This is a genomic window from Porphyromonas sp. KLE 1280 (assembly GCF_000700805.1).
Lineage (GTDB): Bacteria > Bacteroidota > Bacteroidia > Bacteroidales > Porphyromonadaceae > Porphyromonas > Porphyromonas pasteri.
This window is the reverse complement of sequence record NZ_KL362966.1, coordinates 137,005-153,468: the sequence shown is the minus strand read 5'-3', so window position 1 is coordinate 153,468 and position 16,464 is coordinate 137,005. Positions and strand designations below refer to the sequence as shown.

Genomic DNA, 16,464 nt, shown 5'->3' with positions numbered 1-16,464 from the left:
CTACCGCACCGTCGTAAGCTATGCTCGCCGACACACTACAAGGCCTCACCGCTTAGAGCCCCCGGCTCTGGGCAGTGAGGCCTTGCCTTTTTCCGTATCTTTGCTCATAGGAATGGGGCTCCGTGCCCCAGCTCCCTCTGCTTCGATCTCCTCAGGATCACATCCCTCTTACGACAATATTTATAGTCTCCGAATGATTACTCTCTTTAGGAAGCACAGCTCCCCCGTGCTTTATGTCGTGGAGAGCACGGCGCCCTTGGCTGCCGAAGCCCTCGATCGCCTCACCTGGCTCTTTGGTGGGGCTACTTTGCTTGATACCCCTGCCCTCAAGGGCTTCTTCGTCGGGACGCGCCGTGAGCTCGTCACGCCCTGGAGCACCAATGCGGTGGAGATCGTGCGCAATATGAACATCCCCACGGTCACGCGCATCGAGGAGTTCTGCGAGGTCTCGGGGCCCGATGCGTCCTTCGACCCCATGCTGCAGGCCCTCTATGAGGGGATCGATGCTACGGTCTTCGACACGCACATCACGGCAGCGCCTATCGAGCATATCACGGACCTGCGTGCCTACAATGACGCCCACGGTCTGGCTCTCAGCGATGAGGAGATCTCCTACCTCGAGGGGCTCAGCGAGCGTCTCGGGCGTCCACTCACCGACAGCGAGCTCTTCGGCTTCTCGCAGGTCAATAGCGAGCACTGCCGTCACAAGATCTTCGGTGGTACCTTCGTCCTCGATGGGGAGGAAGAAGAGCGTAGCCTCTTCTCGATGATCAAGGACACGAGTGCTGCGAACCCCAATCACTTAGTCTCGGCTTATAAGGACAATGTGGCCTTCATCGACGGCCCCAGCGACCTTGAGCAGTTCGCCCCCGCTACGGGTGACAAGCCCGACTTCTTCGTCCGTAAGTCCATCGACAGCGTGCTGAGCCTCAAGGCTGAGACGCACAACTTCCCCACGACCGTCGAGCCCTTCAACGGCGCTGCTACCGGTACTGGTGGTGAGATCCGTGACCGTATGGCTGGTGGTCGTGCCAGCGTGCCTCTGGCTGGGACGGCCGTCTACATGACGAGCTATCCCCGCACAGCAGCCGATCGCCCCTGGGAGCAGCACAGTGCTGCCCGCCCTTGGCTCTACCAGACGCCCCGCCAGATCCTCACGAAGGCATCCAATGGTGCGAGCGACTTTGGGAATAAGTTCGGTCAGCCACTCATCTGTGGCTCGGTGCTGACCTTCGAGCACGAAGGCAAGGCCGACGAACCTACCTACGGCTTCGACAAGGTCATCATGCTCGCTGGTGGTGTCGGCTACGCCCGCCGCAGCGATGCACAGAAGGGCACTCCCGAGCCTGGCGAAGAGGTCGTCCTGCTCGGTGGTGACAACTACCGCATCGGTATGGGCGGTGGTGCCGTCAGCTCTGTGAATACGGGGCAGTATGCTGGCGCTATCGAGCTCAACGCCGTACAGCGCTCTAACCCCGAGATGCAGAAGCGTGTCGAGAACGTCATCCGCACGCTCTCGGAGAGTGAAGACAATCCCATCATCTCCATCCACGACCACGGGGCAGGGGGGCACCTGAACTGCCTCTCCGAGCTCGTCGAGACGACGGGTGGACACTTTGACCTCAGCACCTTCCCCATCGGTGATGAGACCCTTTCGTCGAAGGAAATCATCGGCAACGAGAGCCAGGAGCGTATGGGCCTTCTGGTCAAGGGCGACGCCGTAGAGCGTATCGCCCGTATCGCCGAGCGTGAGCGCGCTCCGATGTACGTCGTCGGTCGCACCACGGACGATATGCACCTGACCTTCGAAGAGGCAGGTGGTGATAAGCCCATTGACCTGGCGCTGTCGGATATGTTCGGCTCGGCGCCCAAGACCTACATGGTCGACAAGCATATCGACAAGACTTATCCCGCCCTCAGCTATGACGCTGCTCGCTTCGAGCACTACCTCGATGAGGTGCTGCAGCAGGAGGGGGTCGCTTGTAAGGACTGGCTGACGAACAAGGTCGACCGCTCCGTCACGGGCCGTGTAGCTCGCCAGCAGTGTCAGGGTGAGATCCAGCTGCCCTTGAGCGACTGCGGTGCTATGGCCGTCGACTTCCGTGGCCGTGCTGGTATCGCTACCTCTATCGGTCACGCTCCCGTAGCAGCGCTGGTAGACCCCGTCGCTGGTAGCCAGCTCGCCATCGCAGAGGCACTGACGAACATTGTCTTCGCGCCCCTTACCTACGGCCTCGAGGGTGTTTCCCTCAGCGCCAACTGGATGTGGCCCTGCCGCAATGAGGGCGAAGATGCTCGTCTCTACGACGCGGTAGAGGCTGCTTCGGACCTCGCCATCTCGCTCGGTATCAATATCCCCACGGGTAAGGACTCGCTCTCTATGACGCAGAAGTACCCCAACGGTGAGAAGGTCCTGAGCCCAGGCACCGTCATCATCAGCGCTATCGGTGAGGTCTCTGACGTGAAGAAGATCCTCTCCCCTGTGCTCGTCGCGAACCCCGCATACCCTGTCTATCATATTGACTTCAGCTTCTCTCCGCTGGCGCTCGGTGGCTCTGCTCTGGCACAGGCCCTCGGTCAGCTCGGTGATGAGACGCCCCGCATCGAGGAGCCCGAATACTTCCGCGAAGCCTTCACGGCTGTGCAGGAGCTCATCCAGCGCGGTGTGCTGACGGCTGGTCACGATATCTCGGGCGGTGGTCTCATCACGGCGCTCTTAGAGATGTGCTTCCCCTCTACGAAGGGTGGGCTGTCAGTTGACCTCACGGCCTTCCCTGAGGACGATATCGTCAAGCTCCTCTTTGCCGAGAACCCAGGTGTGCTCGTGCAGACCTCGCATCCCGAAGTCCTCGAAGAGGTACTGCGTGATGCCAGCATCGGCTTCGCTCGCATCGCCACGCCTACGGCCGACGGGCGCACGCTCTCAGTAAGCTACGGCAAGAAGTCTACGCTCACGCTCGACATCGATGCCAAGCGCGACCTCTGGTATCGCTCCTCTTATCTGATGGACAAGTATCAGAGCGGCGAAGAGCTGGCTAAGGCTCGCTACGAAGGCTATAAGAATCAGCCCCTCCGCCTCACGGCTCCTAAGGGCTTCACGGGTAAGCTCGCTGACCTCGGTCTCGATCCCGATCGCACAGCGAAGGCGCCTGTCCGTGCTGCCATCCTCCGTGACAAGGGGACGAATGGTGAGCGTGAGATGGCTTATGCCCTCTATCTCGCTGGCTTCGACGTCAAGGACGTGCATCTGACCGATCTCATCTCGGGTCGTGAGACGCTCGATGATGTACAGCTCATCGTCTTCTGCGGTGGCTTCTCGAACTCAGACGTCCTCGGCTCGGCTAAGGGCTGGGCAGCAGGTATCCTCTTCAATGAGCAGGCGAAGGCTACGCTCGACCGCTTCTACGCTCGCCCCGACACGCTGAGCCTCGGTATCTGTAATGGCTGTCAGCTGATGGCCGAGCTGGAGCTCCTCTATCCTGAGCACGAGCTGAAGCATAAGATGGCGCACAACGACTCACACAAGTTCGAGAGCTCGTTCGTCAGCCTCACGATCCCCGAGAACCATTCGGTGATGCTCCGTGATCTGGCTGGTGCGTCGCTCGGTGTGTGGGTAGCTCACGGCGAAGGGAAGTTCGACCTCCCCTACGACAGCGACCGCTACCACGTCATCGCACGCTACGCCTATGATGCGTACCCCGCGAACCCCAACGGCTCGCCCGACGCTATCGCAGGGCTGTGCAGCTCTGATGGCCGTCATCTGGCCCTCATGCCTCACCCCGAGCGTGCGATCTTCCCCTGGCAGTGCGCTTACTACCCCGAGGCTGACCGCCGTGAGCACGAGGTGACTCCATGGATGAAGGCCTTCCGCAATGCCTACGACTGGTGCTGTGAGCACAGCCGTTAGGCTACGGTAGCTACCAAACGACCGAGCCCCGATCTCCCACGTGGGAGATCGGGGCTCGGTCGTTTAGCGGGACTCGCTCGGCCTTAGAGCGTGTAGTCGAGGCCGATGGAGAAGATCTGATTCTTGCGCGAAAAGACCTCGCTACCAGGGAGGGCGATGCCAAGGGCGGGCTGAGCCGCGTAGGTGCTGACAGCCTTCTTGTGATCGCCGTAGCTGGAGATCATGTAGGCGAGGTTCAGCTGGGCTTCCTTCGTGAGGTGCAGGCCGACGCCGAGACCGTAGGATGTGGAGCTCATGTCGAAGTGGATGTTGCTCTGATAAGCATCGCTCACCCCCTTGCGCGTGATCTGCACACCACCGCTGACGTCGAGCCAGTCGAGGGCGTTCCACTCGACGCCGAAGAGGTATTCGTTCGTGTTGCCCTTGAGGGTCTTCTGCTTGTCACCAGCCATATTCGCAGACTTCTCGAAGAAGTGATTGTAGCTGACTGCAGCCGTCAGCGTGGGGAGGATGCGGTACGAAGCCCCTACACCGAGTACAGCGGGCAGATCATTGGCGACCTTAGCACCGTCGGCGAACTGCTCCATGCCGGAGTCATTGGCCTTAGTCGTGTTCTTCACGCGGATGGCGGTGCGGAACTCATAGCGTGCCCCTACGTTCAGCCCTTCGTAGTTGAAGTTCAGCCCGACGATAGGCGCCAGACCGATACCCGTCTGCTTGACCTCGATGCGCTTGTCGAGGGTCGTCTGTGCCAGCTGACCAGGGACGGCGAGGACAGGCTGTACCTGTTGCTTGAGCCCTTCGGGCAGGTTGTTGACGATAGGCTCGGCAGCCTTAGCCCCTACGGCGATAGCGCCGAAGTAGGTAGGAGCGTGGTGCATAGTGCCGTCAGCACCGCTGACCTGGATGTTACGGATGTAGCCCGTGTAGGTGTTGTAGGCATAGCTCAGACGCGCACCGAGGTAGGCACTCAGATGCTGGTTGATCTTGTAGCTTGCACCAGCCTGCAGGCCGAAGACGTACTGGAGCCCCTCGAGCTTGCTATCTACGGAGTACTTGTTGGCAGCCTTGATCGGGTCAATGAACTTGGCAAAGCCTGCCTGAGCTTGTGGGGAGAGAGCCCCTGCGGGGAGGGTAGCGATCATGGCGGTAGCCTTCTGAGCGATGGCCTGCGTGATCGTGGGGACGAGTGCTACGTTCGCCTCGAACTGAGGGAGCCCGCTCGTGAAGCTGGCCTTACCACCACCGCCGAAGATGCCTGCGACAGCTGAGAATGCCCAGTCACCCTTCTTATACGAAGCCATGATCGTGGGGACGATGGGCGCGGTGGCCTTCCCCTCGAAGCGCTTGGTCGCTACGGTCTCCTGACTGGAGTAGGGACCCGTGTAGTTGGCTGAGTAGGCGAAGGGTGCGAAGGAGGCTGTGATGTCACGGCGCTGGAGTACGGTCTGGCTGTTGACCGAGAAGCGCCAGCCGTCGGGTGTGAAGACAAGACCTGCGGGATTGTAGTAGGTCGCGTCGATAGCGAGCGAGGCATTCCGCGCGAGGCTACGCAGGTAGAGGGCGTGGAGACTGGTATTGTTCAGCAGACCCCCAGCGTGTGCTGCGGGGGCGGCGGTGAGGGCGATGAGGCCCAGGAGTAGCGTTTTCTTCATTGCTATATAGGATGATTTGTCGCCCCGTAGTGGGGGGCTTGCCTCACGGGAGGCAGGACAAAGATAGAGAAATATGCACACTTCGCTCAGATGTGTGCGTATTTCTCGGTGTGTTCATCGTATCAAGGCAAAGAAAAAGGGCTCCCGTAGTGCGCACTACGGGAGCCCTCTAAGGGGTAGGTCAGTGACCTAAATGCAAGAGGCTTGGCCTAGTACTCGTCAGAGACACTCAGCTTAGCACGGCCCTTGGCACGGCGAGCAGCCAGTACGCGACGACCGTTAGCCGTAGCCATACGTGCACGGAAACCGTGCTTGTTCTTTCTCTTGCGGTTCGATGGTTGGAACGTTCTTTTCATCTCGTTTGTCTAATATATTAGTTGCTTATACTTTGCTATGTTCTGCAATTTGAGCCACAAAGATAGGGAATTTTATCCAACCATAATTCGCGGGGGGCGTCTGACCCACAATATTAGGGGGTGGTAGTGACCTATATTGGTCATCGAGTCAACCTATATCGGGGACTGTTGCCGAGAGTCCTGTTCTCTATTTGTCCTGCTAAGGCATCGTACGCCCAGCTCCACGATATACCTCTCCGAAGTGATACACAAGCCCTTCGCCTTATCGCGCGTATTCCTCTTATTCAGCGAAGGGAAAAGTATCCTTCTCGCGAAGGAAAAAGCGCCTTCACGTAGTGGTTTTCTTCTATCTACGTACGTAGTCTTAAAGACCAGGCACGTCAATCCAAATATCCACGTACGTAGATATTAAATCCACGTACGTAGACCAAGCTTATCTCCCACTCATCCACAACTTTTCTCCCTATGCGGAGCAACAACCTAATATGGGTCAAGATGCGGACCAATAATAGATTCGCCCGCTGACCCATATAGGTTGACTTAGCTCTGGGCATAGGTACGTCGTACTTCCTCCGCTAAGACACTTGCTCTAAGAGGCGCTCGATGAGTACGGGGAAGGCGTAGCTACTGCGCTCCGTGCTCGGTATATGCTGGTAGGGAAGCTCCGCACTGAGGCCCTCGGCTTCGATGAAGAAGAGGCGAGCATAGATAGCACGGTGGGAGAGCTTGTGCGAGCACTGTGCTATGGGCGTGGGGTGGAAGGTCGGGCGCTCGAGTGCTGCGATGAGGTCACCGAAGGCGGGGAGCTTCGTCAGCTCTTCGACGGTGACACCCGTCTCTCCCGTCTCGATGAGGGGGAATTCATACAGTCCCTGCCAGATGTCGCCAGCACCACGACGGCGAATGAGTAGGCCTTCGCCCCCTGATGCGAGGGGGAGGCGGATGAGGAAGTAGTCCATATGGCGGGGGAGGACCTTCGTCTTGCCCTGTTTGATAGGGAGCTGCTCCTCGATGCCGGCGCGATGGGCGAGGCAGTGCATAGCGATGGGGCACTCGTCGCAGTGCGGACGACGGGGCGTACAGCAGAGGGCACCCAGCTCGATGACGGCTTGGTTGTGGCGGCTGGGATGCGCCTTGTCGAGGAGGGCCTCCGCCAGATCCCAGTAGGAGCGTACGCCACGTGTCGTGTCGATGGGCTCGGTAGAGCCGAAGAGGCGACTCAGCACGCGGTAGACATTGCCGTCCACGGTGGGGTAAGGGAGGTTGTAGGCGAAGGAGAGGATCGCACCGCGCGTATAAGGGCCGACACCTGGTAAGCGGCTCAGCCCCTCGGGGCTGTGGGGGATCTCTCCGCCGAAGTCCGAGACGATGATCTGTGCGGCACGCAGGAGATTGCGCCCACGAGAGTAGTAGCCGAGACCCTGCCAGAGGAGGAGTACCTCGTCTTCGCTCGCTGCGGCTAAGTCTTGTACGGTGGGGAAGCGCTCGGTGAAGCGATGATAATAAGCCATCCCTTGGTCCACGCGCGTCTGCTGGAGGATGATCTCGGAGAGCATGACGTGGTAGGCCGATACATCTTCGCGCCAGGGGAGGGCACGGGCATGCTCGTCGTACCAGCTACCGAGGCGGCGCTGCACATCACGAAGGTCGATGCCTTCGGTGGATGGGGTGGGATGGGTCTTCTTCATCGGGCGCAAAGATACGCCATTACGCACGTAGCCCCTGCATCCCGAGTGATGCAGGGGCTACGCTTATATAAATACGATTAGTGAAGTGCGGGGGATTACTTCGTCTCAGCGCGGAGGACCTCGACGGCCTTCTCGATCTGTGTGTCGACGCCCTGCAGGACCTTCGTGGGATCAAGAGGCACGACGACGTCGGGCTCCATCTGGGTATTCTCCAGATAGCGACCATCGAAGAGACGGAAGCCTACGGCGGGGATACCGAAGTAGACGCTGGGGTCGAGGAGCGTCACCCAGTTCACGCTGGTCATCGTACCAGCTACGGGCATACCGACGACCTTACCGACCTTGAGGTGCTGATAGACCCAAGGCGTACCGTGGGCATTGCTGTAGTCAGCTTCGCAGGTGACGAGGACGGAGGGGCGATTCCAGCGGCGAGAGGACATCTCCGAGTACTGGCGGTCACGGACGACCTGGTCAGCGTAGTGCTTACCCGTGAAGAAGGCTTCGATATCCTCGTGGAGGCGACCACCGCCGTTGTAGCGGATGTCGATGACGATACCCTTCTTCTGGTAGTACTTGCCCATGACATCGGAGTAGACCGTGCGGAAGCTGGGGTCACCCATCGAGGGGATGTGGACGTAGCCGAGTGTGCCCTTCGATACGCGCTCTACCTCTTCGGCGCGCTGCTTGACCCAGCGCTTGTAGAGGAGGTCACTGAGGGCAGAGGAGGAGATGGGGCGGATGACTTCGTCGACCTGCTCACCTGAGGCGGTGCGGAAGGAGATGAGGAGGCGCTTGCCTACCTTATCATTCAGCAGAGGGAAGTAGTCCTTACCTGCCTCGAGCTTCTCGCCGTCGATAGCGGTGATGAGGCTGCCCTTCTGCAGCTTCGTGCGGGAGTTGTCGAAGGGACCACCTGCCACGATTTCGTCGACGTGCAGGGCACCAGAGCCTGCTACAGGTGAGACGAAGACGCCGAGCTCAGCCGTGGGGAAGGCCGACGATGAGCTGCGAGCACCAGAGCCCGTGTGGGATACGTTCAGCTCGCCGAGGAGCTCGCTCAGCATCTCGGCGAAGTCCTGATTGTTGTCGATGTAGGGGAGGAAGGTGCGGTAGTGGTCGGTGAGCTTCTTCCAGTTCACGCCGTGCATATCCTTGCGGTAGAAGCGTGCTTCTTCTTCACGGACGACTTCTTCGTACATGACCTCACGCTCGCGGATGCGGTCGATGTGGCGGTGGCCAGCCATCGTGATGGGCTTTGTGGCATCCGTCTTGGGATCGAGCGTCATGGGTGAAGCGCCGAGGATGAAGAGCTTCGTGCCCTTCTTGTCCGAAGCGAAGAAGGGAGAGGAGAGGTCCATCTTCTTCTGCAGCTGCGTCGTGTGCTTGCGCATATCATAGACCCAGAGGTCTTGGCCTGCTTCGGTAGCGGAGAAGTAGAAGAGCTTCTTGTTGTCGGACGAGAGGATGTAGTCACCGAGGCGCGAAGAGGTGGGGGTGATGCGTACGGTGCGCAGGTCAAGGTTGTCCCATTCGATGACGCCGTTGGTGCTCTTGGTGGGCTGAGCCTTCTTCGTCTTCGTGGTGTCGGCCTTGGCTTGCTTCTCGGCTTCCTCGAGGAGAGCGAGGTCTTCGTCGTTCATGCGGAACTTCTCATAGGCCGCGCGATTGAGGAAGACCGCCATAATATCATTCATAGAGCCCCACGAAGCGTGGTTGCGCATACCATACTTATCGGTAGCGTAGAGGAGGATGTTCCCATCGGTAGACCAGCGAGGGTTGCTGCTGAAGTAACCGCTGTTCGTGAGGTTCTGGATGGGTTGGCCACCCTGAGCGCTGACGATACCTACGTCGGTGTAGGGCCCACGGCCGCGGGAGACGTAGGAGAAGGCGATCCACTTCCCATTGGGTGACCATACGAAGTCGGGATCAAGCGTCTGCTTGCCGTCGGTGATCTGACGAGTCTGGCGGGTCTTGAGGTTATAGACCATGAGCTTCTCACGCTGGTAGAGGAAGGCTACCTCATTGCCATCGGGGGAGAAGGAGGGGTACATCTTCTCGCCCTTGAGCGAGGGGATGAGCTTCTCGTCACTGATAGCCATGGCGTTGGGGAAGTTCTGATCTTCGCCACGCTCGACCTTAGCGATGTAGAGATCCCATGAGCCGTCCTTGGTGCTGGCGTAGACGACGGACTTGTTGTCCGCGCCAAAGGTGACACCACGCTCGGCCTGTGAGCCCTTCGTGATCTGACGGGTCGTGGTGTAGTCGGTAGCGGTGACGAAGACGTCACCACGCGAGAGGAAGGCGATCTGCTTGCCATCGGGAGAGACAGCCGAGGAGCCGAGGCTACGACTCATCGAGAGGTGCAGCTCTTCGTCGGGAGCCTGGTCCTTGGAGATATGGATGGGTACACGCTGCTCGCTGCGACCAGGGACGAGGGTGTAGATCTCACCGGCATAGCCGAAGCAGAGCAGGCCGTCGGCTGAGCTGGAGAGGAAGCGTACGGGGTCACCCTTGAGCTGGGTGAGTGCCTTGGCTTCGGTGGCGGGGCCAGCGAGGTTGCCTTCGTAGATATTCATCGAGCCACCATTGCGCTCGCTGAGGAAGTAGAAGGACTTACCTGTGGGGGAGTAGACGGGATCGCGGTCTTCGCCATCGTGGCGGGCGACGAAGCGGTAGGTCTTCTTGTCGAAGTCGTACTCGAGGAGGTCGCGTGAAGCAGAGGAGGTGTGGTGCTTACGCCACTCGTTCTCGAAGCTCTTGATCTCCTGATAGAGGATGCGACGGCCATCACGGCTGACATTCACTGCTTCGGCGGGTGTAGCGAGGATCTGCTCGGGGCGACCACCCGTGACGGGCACACGGTAGAGCTCGGTGAGCAGGGAGTTGGGGAAGAGGGCGGAGCTGGCAGGGTCCTGGATGTGTGCCTTGAAGATCAGGTAGCGGCCATCGGGAGTGAAGGCCTGGGGAATCTCACGTCCCGAGTGGGTCGTCAGCTGACGCGCCTTACCGCCACCTGCTGGCATGATGTAGATGTTGACGCCAGAGGAATTGCGGTCGGAGGTGTAGGCGATCTGCTTGCCATCGGGTGACCAGACGGGGTAGCACTCGTAGGCTTCGGTCGAGGTCAGGCGACGGGCTTCACCACCCACGGTGGGCACGGTGTAGATGTCGCCTTGGTACGCGAAGGCGATCGTCTTGCCATCGGGGGAGATAGCAGGATAGCGCAGCCAGAGCGGGCGCTCCTGTGCAGAGGCGGAGAGTGCCGCCGCACCGAGGAGAAGCCCACAGAGAAGGGGGTTCTTTATATCCATTGCTTATAGTGATGATTGTGTATGTGGTTCGAGACCATGTATATGCTCAAAGATACGATAAATAGAGGGAAGGCGTAAAGGAGGCGAATGTGTCCATGACGCACATCCCAAGTGGTGGGCAAAGAGCACCCTGCCGAAGTGTGTGTAGAGGGGGCGCGTGGAGGGGGTAAAAGTAACCAGTACTGGTCGGCGATCGGACCAGTACTGGTCACACCGCAGAGCAGTACTGGTCACTAATGCCTACCAGTACTGGTCGATGCAGTGACCGGTACTACTTCATTTTCCCTCCTCGGTGGACAGGGGCAGTGAGCGTGGCGATTTGCTTGTGTGATAGTGGCCTAAGCAGTGGTGCCAAGGCATCGTGATTTCGGCTGCGGAAGTAGGGGAGAGGTTATGGCTTTTCAGGCTGTTTGGAGGGGCTGTTTGTCCCGCATTTGCACTGGAAAAGCGGCTTAGGTGAATGTGCGGTGCACGAATTAGGGGAAAATGTGTACTTTTGCCCGTATTTATAACGCTCGTGTGGAGGCCTTTCCTCCACCTCTAATAAGAGCTCTATTACTATAGGTGTCCGGGCTGTGGCGCTCCTTGCGATCGCAGCTCCCCGACCCAGTCCGCCCATCGCGCACTCCATGGTGAGAGCGCCCGTGAGGTGCCCGTTTCGCACTATGGGCGGATGCTTGACCGATATAAGATGAACTTACTTGAGCAGAAATTAGCATCCTTTACCGAGCCCCAGAAGGCTCAGGCTGCAGGGATTTATCCCTACTTCCGAAAGATAGAAAGCGACCAGGATACCGAGGTCGTCATCGATGGCCGTAAGGTCCTCATGTTCGGGTCGAACTCGTACCTCGGACTGACGAACCATCCCGAGATCAAGGCTGCTGCTATCGCCGCTACGGAGAAGTATGGTACGGGATGTGCAGGGAGCCGCTTCCTCAACGGTACCCTCGATACGCACCTCGAGCTGGAAAAGCAGCTGGCTGCCTTCGTCGGCAAGGAAGATGCCATCATCTTCTCCACGGGCTTCCAGGTCAACCTCGGGGTCATCTCCTGCCTCCTTGGCCGTGAAGACTATATCATCTGGGATGCACTCGATCACGCTTCGATCATCGAGGGTATCCGCCTCTCTCCCGCTAAGAGCCTCCGCTACAAGCACAATGATATGGAAGCTCTCGAGCGTCGCCTCAAGCAGTGCGACCCCGATCGCATCAAGCTCATCGTCGTCGACGGTGTCTTCAGCATGGAGGGTGACCTGTGCAATCTCCCCGAGATCGTGCGTCTGGCGAAGAAGTACAACGCCTCGGTGATGGTCGACGAAGCTCACGGCTTCGGCGTACTCGGTGACCACGGTCGCGGTACGTGTAACCACTTCGGTCTGACTGATCAGGTCGACCTCCTCATGGGTACCTTCAGTAAGAGCTTCGCCTCTCTCGGTGGCTTCATCGCTGGTAGCAAGGTACTCATCAACTATCTCCGCCACCACGCTCGCTCCTATATCTTCAGCGCCAGCTGTACGCCTGCCTCGACGGCTGCTGCCTCCAAGGCTCTGGAGATCATGCTTCGTGAGCCCGAGCGTGTAGCATCGCTCCGCGAGAAGACGGCTTACTGCCTGGATCGCTTCCGTAAGCTGGGCTTCGAGATCGGTAATACCTCGACGCCTATCATCCCCCTCTTTATCCGTGATAATGAGAAGACCTTCCGCGTGACAGCTCTGCTCTTCGAGGAAGGTGTCTTCGTCAATCCCGTCGTGGCTCCAGCTGTCGCTCCTGGCGATACGCTGATCCGCTTCTCGCTCATGGCTACCCATACCTATGAGCAGCTTGACCGCGCTATCGAGGCGCTCGTCAAGGTCTTCAAGGCCCTGGACATTCCACTCCATCCTCAGGCTTAGAAACAAGCGTCGCTCAGAAGAAAAAGATTATTACGGGTATCCTATCGAAATAAATTCGGGGGGATACCCGTTGATCTTAGTAGATAGCTCATCTATCGACGATGTATGACTACTTCAAGCGCCCACCTAACCTCCCTCTTAGCTTTTATTGCTCTTGTCCTGCTTAGCCCCAGCTGTCGAGCTGCCCACGATGGGCAGAATGGTGAAGAGGGTGATCAGGCTCGCGAGGGAGTCGTCAGCTATACCGAAGACTACTCTAAGGTCCCGCTCCCCCCGCATACTTACCGCCTGACGCTCCCACATGCCAGCCCCCTCGAGGACTTCCGAGTGGAGATCGTACCGGCTCTTCCCAATACCGACCCGACGCACACCAGCCTCGATGGGCGCTTCGTACCCAGTACCCAGGTGGATGTCTTCTCCTCCTACCGCTATCAGCATGGCGAGGGGATTATCTCAGCCTTCGACAAGCCTATCAAGGGTCTGGATCCTAAGCCCTTCCTCTATGGTGAGCCCCTCCTTCTGCCCTTCCGTGGTAATAAGGAGCTGGCTATCACGATCAATGATAGTGTGCGTGTCGTCTACCGTATCTGGCGCGCTATGGGCAAGGCGACGAAGGTCAGCCCAGACTCCGCGGCCAGTAAGCTTCCCCGCAAGCGAGGCTATACGGCCTACGTCATCACCGCTCCCGAGCGTCATAAGGGCAATAGCCCAGACTACTATATTGAGCTGATCCCGTGCATACGGAAGAAGGTCGACTGCAATATCCATGTACTGAGCGGAAAGTTCGAGCTCGATATGGAAGCTGAAGGGCTGAACCTTCCCTACATCTTCAAGAGTGATGGCAAGACCATGTCCACTCGCATGGGCTGCCCTGATGCTCGACTGGAAGAAAAACTCATCCGGCACATGGGCCTCGTGGTCCTGCGTAATGCTGGCGAATCGGTCACGGTGTATATACCCGATCGCTTCACGTTGCTCACTCGCTGCTATCGTCCAGAGGGCAAGCGCGAGCTGCTGACCAGCGACAGACAGCCACAGCGCAATCTGAGTGCGCAGATGGATGGTGATCAGAGATAATATCGTATCTTTGTAAAGGCGTTGTGCCTGACACGCGGAGATCTGTGTGCTGTGTGTCGGGCTTAAAAGGGAATCGAGTGAGAATCTCGAACAGTCCCGCTGCTGTATGTGCATCATACTGCTCCCTGCCGAGGGCTATGTCGAAGCCCTGACCACTGGAGGTTCTGTGTCTCTGGGAAGGGTGGCTGGGAGACAAGGTGCACGAGTCAGAAGACCTGCAACGCTCATTCAAAATGCTTCGAGGAAAGCTACAAGTGTGGGTCTCCATGCTTGGAATTTATTCCCCAAAGAGGATGTCCGCTCTTTTGAATAAAGTGGGCAGTGGTACTTTTGCCGTAATGATTTAGTGGATATGCCTCAGGTGGCGTCCAGGACGGTGGGGAAACTCGCGGGTCAGGACTCCTGCCTGAGGCTTATTCGTTGTGATGCCTCCGGATGCTATATCTTTGTACTATAGCAGATGTCTAATAAGTAATCATCGACGTGGTAGATTCGACTTTGCCCAAGGAATTTTCGGTAGCTCTAAAGGGAGCCCTCTCCTTGTTTATTGTAGGGACGCATATCAGCTCGCTGTGCCAGCCTGATGAGGCGCTCCTGTGGCTACGTGTGTGTAATCTCCTTACGCCGCTTGCCCTGGTCTTCTTCTTCTTCCTCTCGGGCTATGGGCTGATGACCCAGCTGCGTCTGCGTACCCTTCGTACACCTACTACGTCTCCAGCAGCTCTCTGGACGGGCTGGCTCCCCCGAAGACTCTGGGGACTCCTGAAGCCGTTCCTCTTCTTCTATGCTGTGGCACTCTTCTTCCTCTTTGCAGGGTTTGGTTTTGACCATATTCCCCAAGCGCTGGCACAGCTCAAGGTTAATTTCATTATTTGGAAGGTTGGTATTCCTGGCCCCTTGACCGCTGCTTGGTATCTCTTGGAGCTGATGGCGCTCTATGTCTTCTTCTATTTCTCCTTCCGGTATGTCCGTCGTTGGGGTAGGGCTATGCTCGTGCTCATTTTGCTTACGCTCCTTCTTGTGTTAGTTGCATGGCAAGTCGGCTTCGGGTACTACTGGATCCGCTATCCTCTTTGTTTCTCGGTGGGTGTGGCCTATGCTATCTATGAGAGGAGTCTATATAAGCAGATAAAGGCGTATCGCATCCTCTGCCTTCCTGCAGTATTACTCTTGATGGGGGTATATATATGGAGTGTGCTGATCTTCCCGAATCATCCCATCATGCTGATGCTCGCCAGCCATCTTGCTTACTTCGCCCTACCCGTGATGCTTACCGCGCTTAGCAAAGTCTGGGGGGAGACAGATCTCTTTATGCGACGTGCGCACGGCCCCGTTGGGAGTGCTCTGATGTGGCTCGGTGGTATCTCGCTTGAGACCTACCTTCTGCATATGTCCTTCGTGAACTTCTTTAGGAGCCCAGTCATCTATATTCAGTCGCCACTACTTTACCTTGTAGTGGTTTATACTGCCACTATATTCGGCGCCTATCTCATTGCTCGCTATCTCCGCGTCTTGGTGCGCGCTTGAGGTAGTCTCGTTTTTACTTTCTCCCCCTCTTTTCTCTTCGCTGATACAGCGATGTGGTTAGCTACATATAGGTAGGTAGCCACACCGTGGTGCGCCAGTTTTGTGGTGCATATACCTACTATGGGGTATGTGCAGTGGTAGGATTATGCCTTTTTTTCGCTAATGTTAGTACGGCATATACCTAATTAAGCTATCTTTGTACCGTGCATTGCATGAGGTGGTGCGTCCCGACACAGCTATGGGGCGCCCTAATGTCTTGCACGATAGCAATATATCTCTACAAGAAGGCAATAACATAGAATCAATTAAATAGCAACTTTATGTCGTGGTTAATTAAATCTTCGATCGGGCGTAAGCTGGTCATGAGCATCTCAGGCCTCGCGCTTATCCTGTTCCTGACCTTCCACATGTCGATGAACCTTGTGGCGCTCTTCTCTGAAGAAGCCTACAACGCCGTGTGTGAGTTCCTCGGGGCTAACTGGTATGCCCTGGTCGCTTCGATGGGGCTGGCAGTCCTCTTCATCGTCCACATCGTCTATGCCTTCATCCTGACGCTTCAGAATCGCAAGGCTCGCGGTAACGACCGCTATGATGTCGTCGACAAGCCTAAGGGTGTCGAGTGGGCGTCGCAGAACATGATGGCTCTCGGTGTCATCATCGTCCTCGGGATCTTCCTGCACCTCTTCAATTTCTGGGCTAAGATGCAGCTCGCAGAGATCATCGGTCAGCATGACCTCGGTATCAATGGTGTCACTGGTCCTACGGACGGCGCTGGTCTGATCCGCTACACCTTCTCTAATCCCATCTTCGTAGTCCTCTACCTCATCTGGCTCGGGTCACTGTGGTTCCACCTGTCTCACGGCTTCTGGAGCTCACTGCACACCATCGGCTTCAACAACCGCATCTGGTTCGAGCGTCTGCGTTGCATCTCCAACATCTATACGACGGTCATCGTCCTCGGCTTCGCTGTCGTCGTGATCTATTACTTCATCCAAGCCCTCTGCGGGGGCTCCTTGTGGTATTGCTAACCACAGTTCATCCCACAAGTAAGC

The 16,464-nt window shown here is 57.6% G+C and carries 9 protein-coding genes and 1 riboswitch; of the genes, 5 read left to right on the top strand and 4 right to left on the bottom strand.

Going from position 1 to position 16,464, the window contains the following annotated elements; genetic code table 11:
- Positions 1–193: 193 nt before the first annotated feature.
- The gene (gene purL / locus HMPREF1121_RS07970) at positions 194–3,907 is read left to right on the top strand and encodes a phosphoribosylformylglycinamidine synthase (protein ID WP_044115724.1); all 3,714 of its coding nucleotides are present in this window, start codon (positions 194–196) and stop codon (positions 3,905–3,907) included.
- Positions 3,908–3,990: 83 nt separating this feature from the next.
- Here the strand turns inward: purL and HMPREF1121_RS07965 are convergent, their stop codons facing one another.
- The 4 genes from HMPREF1121_RS07965 to HMPREF1121_RS07950 form a co-directional block, all read right to left on the bottom strand.
- On the bottom strand, positions 3,991–5,562 hold the full coding sequence (locus HMPREF1121_RS07965; protein WP_044115723.1) for a protein transporter: 1,572 nt from the start codon (positions 5,560–5,562) through the stop codon (positions 3,991–3,993).
- A gap of 209 nt (positions 5,563–5,771) precedes the next feature.
- Positions 5,772–5,918: a 50S ribosomal protein L34 gene (gene rpmH / locus HMPREF1121_RS07960; protein WP_009432805.1), complete on the bottom strand. Its 147-nt coding sequence runs from the start codon at positions 5,916–5,918 to the stop codon at positions 5,772–5,774.
- 575 nt (positions 5,919–6,493) lie between these two features.
- On the bottom strand, positions 6,494–7,606 hold the full coding sequence (gene mutY / locus HMPREF1121_RS07955; protein WP_232223770.1) for an A/G-specific adenine glycosylase: 1,113 nt from the start codon (positions 7,604–7,606) through the stop codon (positions 6,494–6,496).
- A gap of 95 nt (positions 7,607–7,701) precedes the next feature.
- Complete coding sequence (locus HMPREF1121_RS07950; protein ID WP_044115722.1) at positions 7,702–10,917, bottom strand: S41 family peptidase; 3,216 nt, start codon at positions 10,915–10,917, stop codon at positions 7,702–7,704.
- Between the two features lie 691 nt (positions 10,918–11,608).
- On the opposite strand from HMPREF1121_RS07950, the gene HMPREF1121_RS07945 reads away from it, so the two are divergent.
- The 4 genes from HMPREF1121_RS07945 to HMPREF1121_RS07930 all read left to right on the top strand — a co-directional run bounded on the left by HMPREF1121_RS07945 (position 11,609) and on the right by HMPREF1121_RS07930 (position 16,440).
- Positions 11,609–12,808, top strand: a complete 1,200-nt coding sequence (locus HMPREF1121_RS07945) for a serine palmitoyltransferase (RefSeq protein ID WP_044115721.1) — start codon at positions 11,609–11,611, stop codon at positions 12,806–12,808.
- Between the two features lie 105 nt (positions 12,809–12,913).
- Positions 12,914–13,885 (top strand): ecotin family protein, encoded by a 972-nt coding sequence (locus HMPREF1121_RS08695; RefSeq protein ID WP_009432794.1) that lies wholly within the window; start codon positions 12,914–12,916, stop codon positions 13,883–13,885.
- A 4-nt stretch (positions 13,886–13,889) separates the two neighbouring features.
- Positions 13,890–14,123, top strand: a riboswitch (cobalamin riboswitch).
- A gap of 260 nt (positions 14,124–14,383) precedes the next feature.
- Positions 14,384–15,412 carry an acyltransferase family protein gene (locus HMPREF1121_RS07935; protein ID WP_044115720.1) on the top strand — a complete coding sequence of 343 codons (1,029 nt, stop codon included), beginning with the start codon at positions 14,384–14,386 and terminating at the stop codon, positions 15,410–15,412.
- Positions 15,413–15,732: 320 nt separating this feature from the next.
- On the top strand, positions 15,733–16,440 hold the full coding sequence (locus tag HMPREF1121_RS07930) for a fumarate reductase (protein ID WP_044115719.1): 708 nt from the start codon (positions 15,733–15,735) through the stop codon (positions 16,438–16,440).
- The last annotated feature ends 24 nt before the right edge of the window (positions 16,441–16,464 follow it).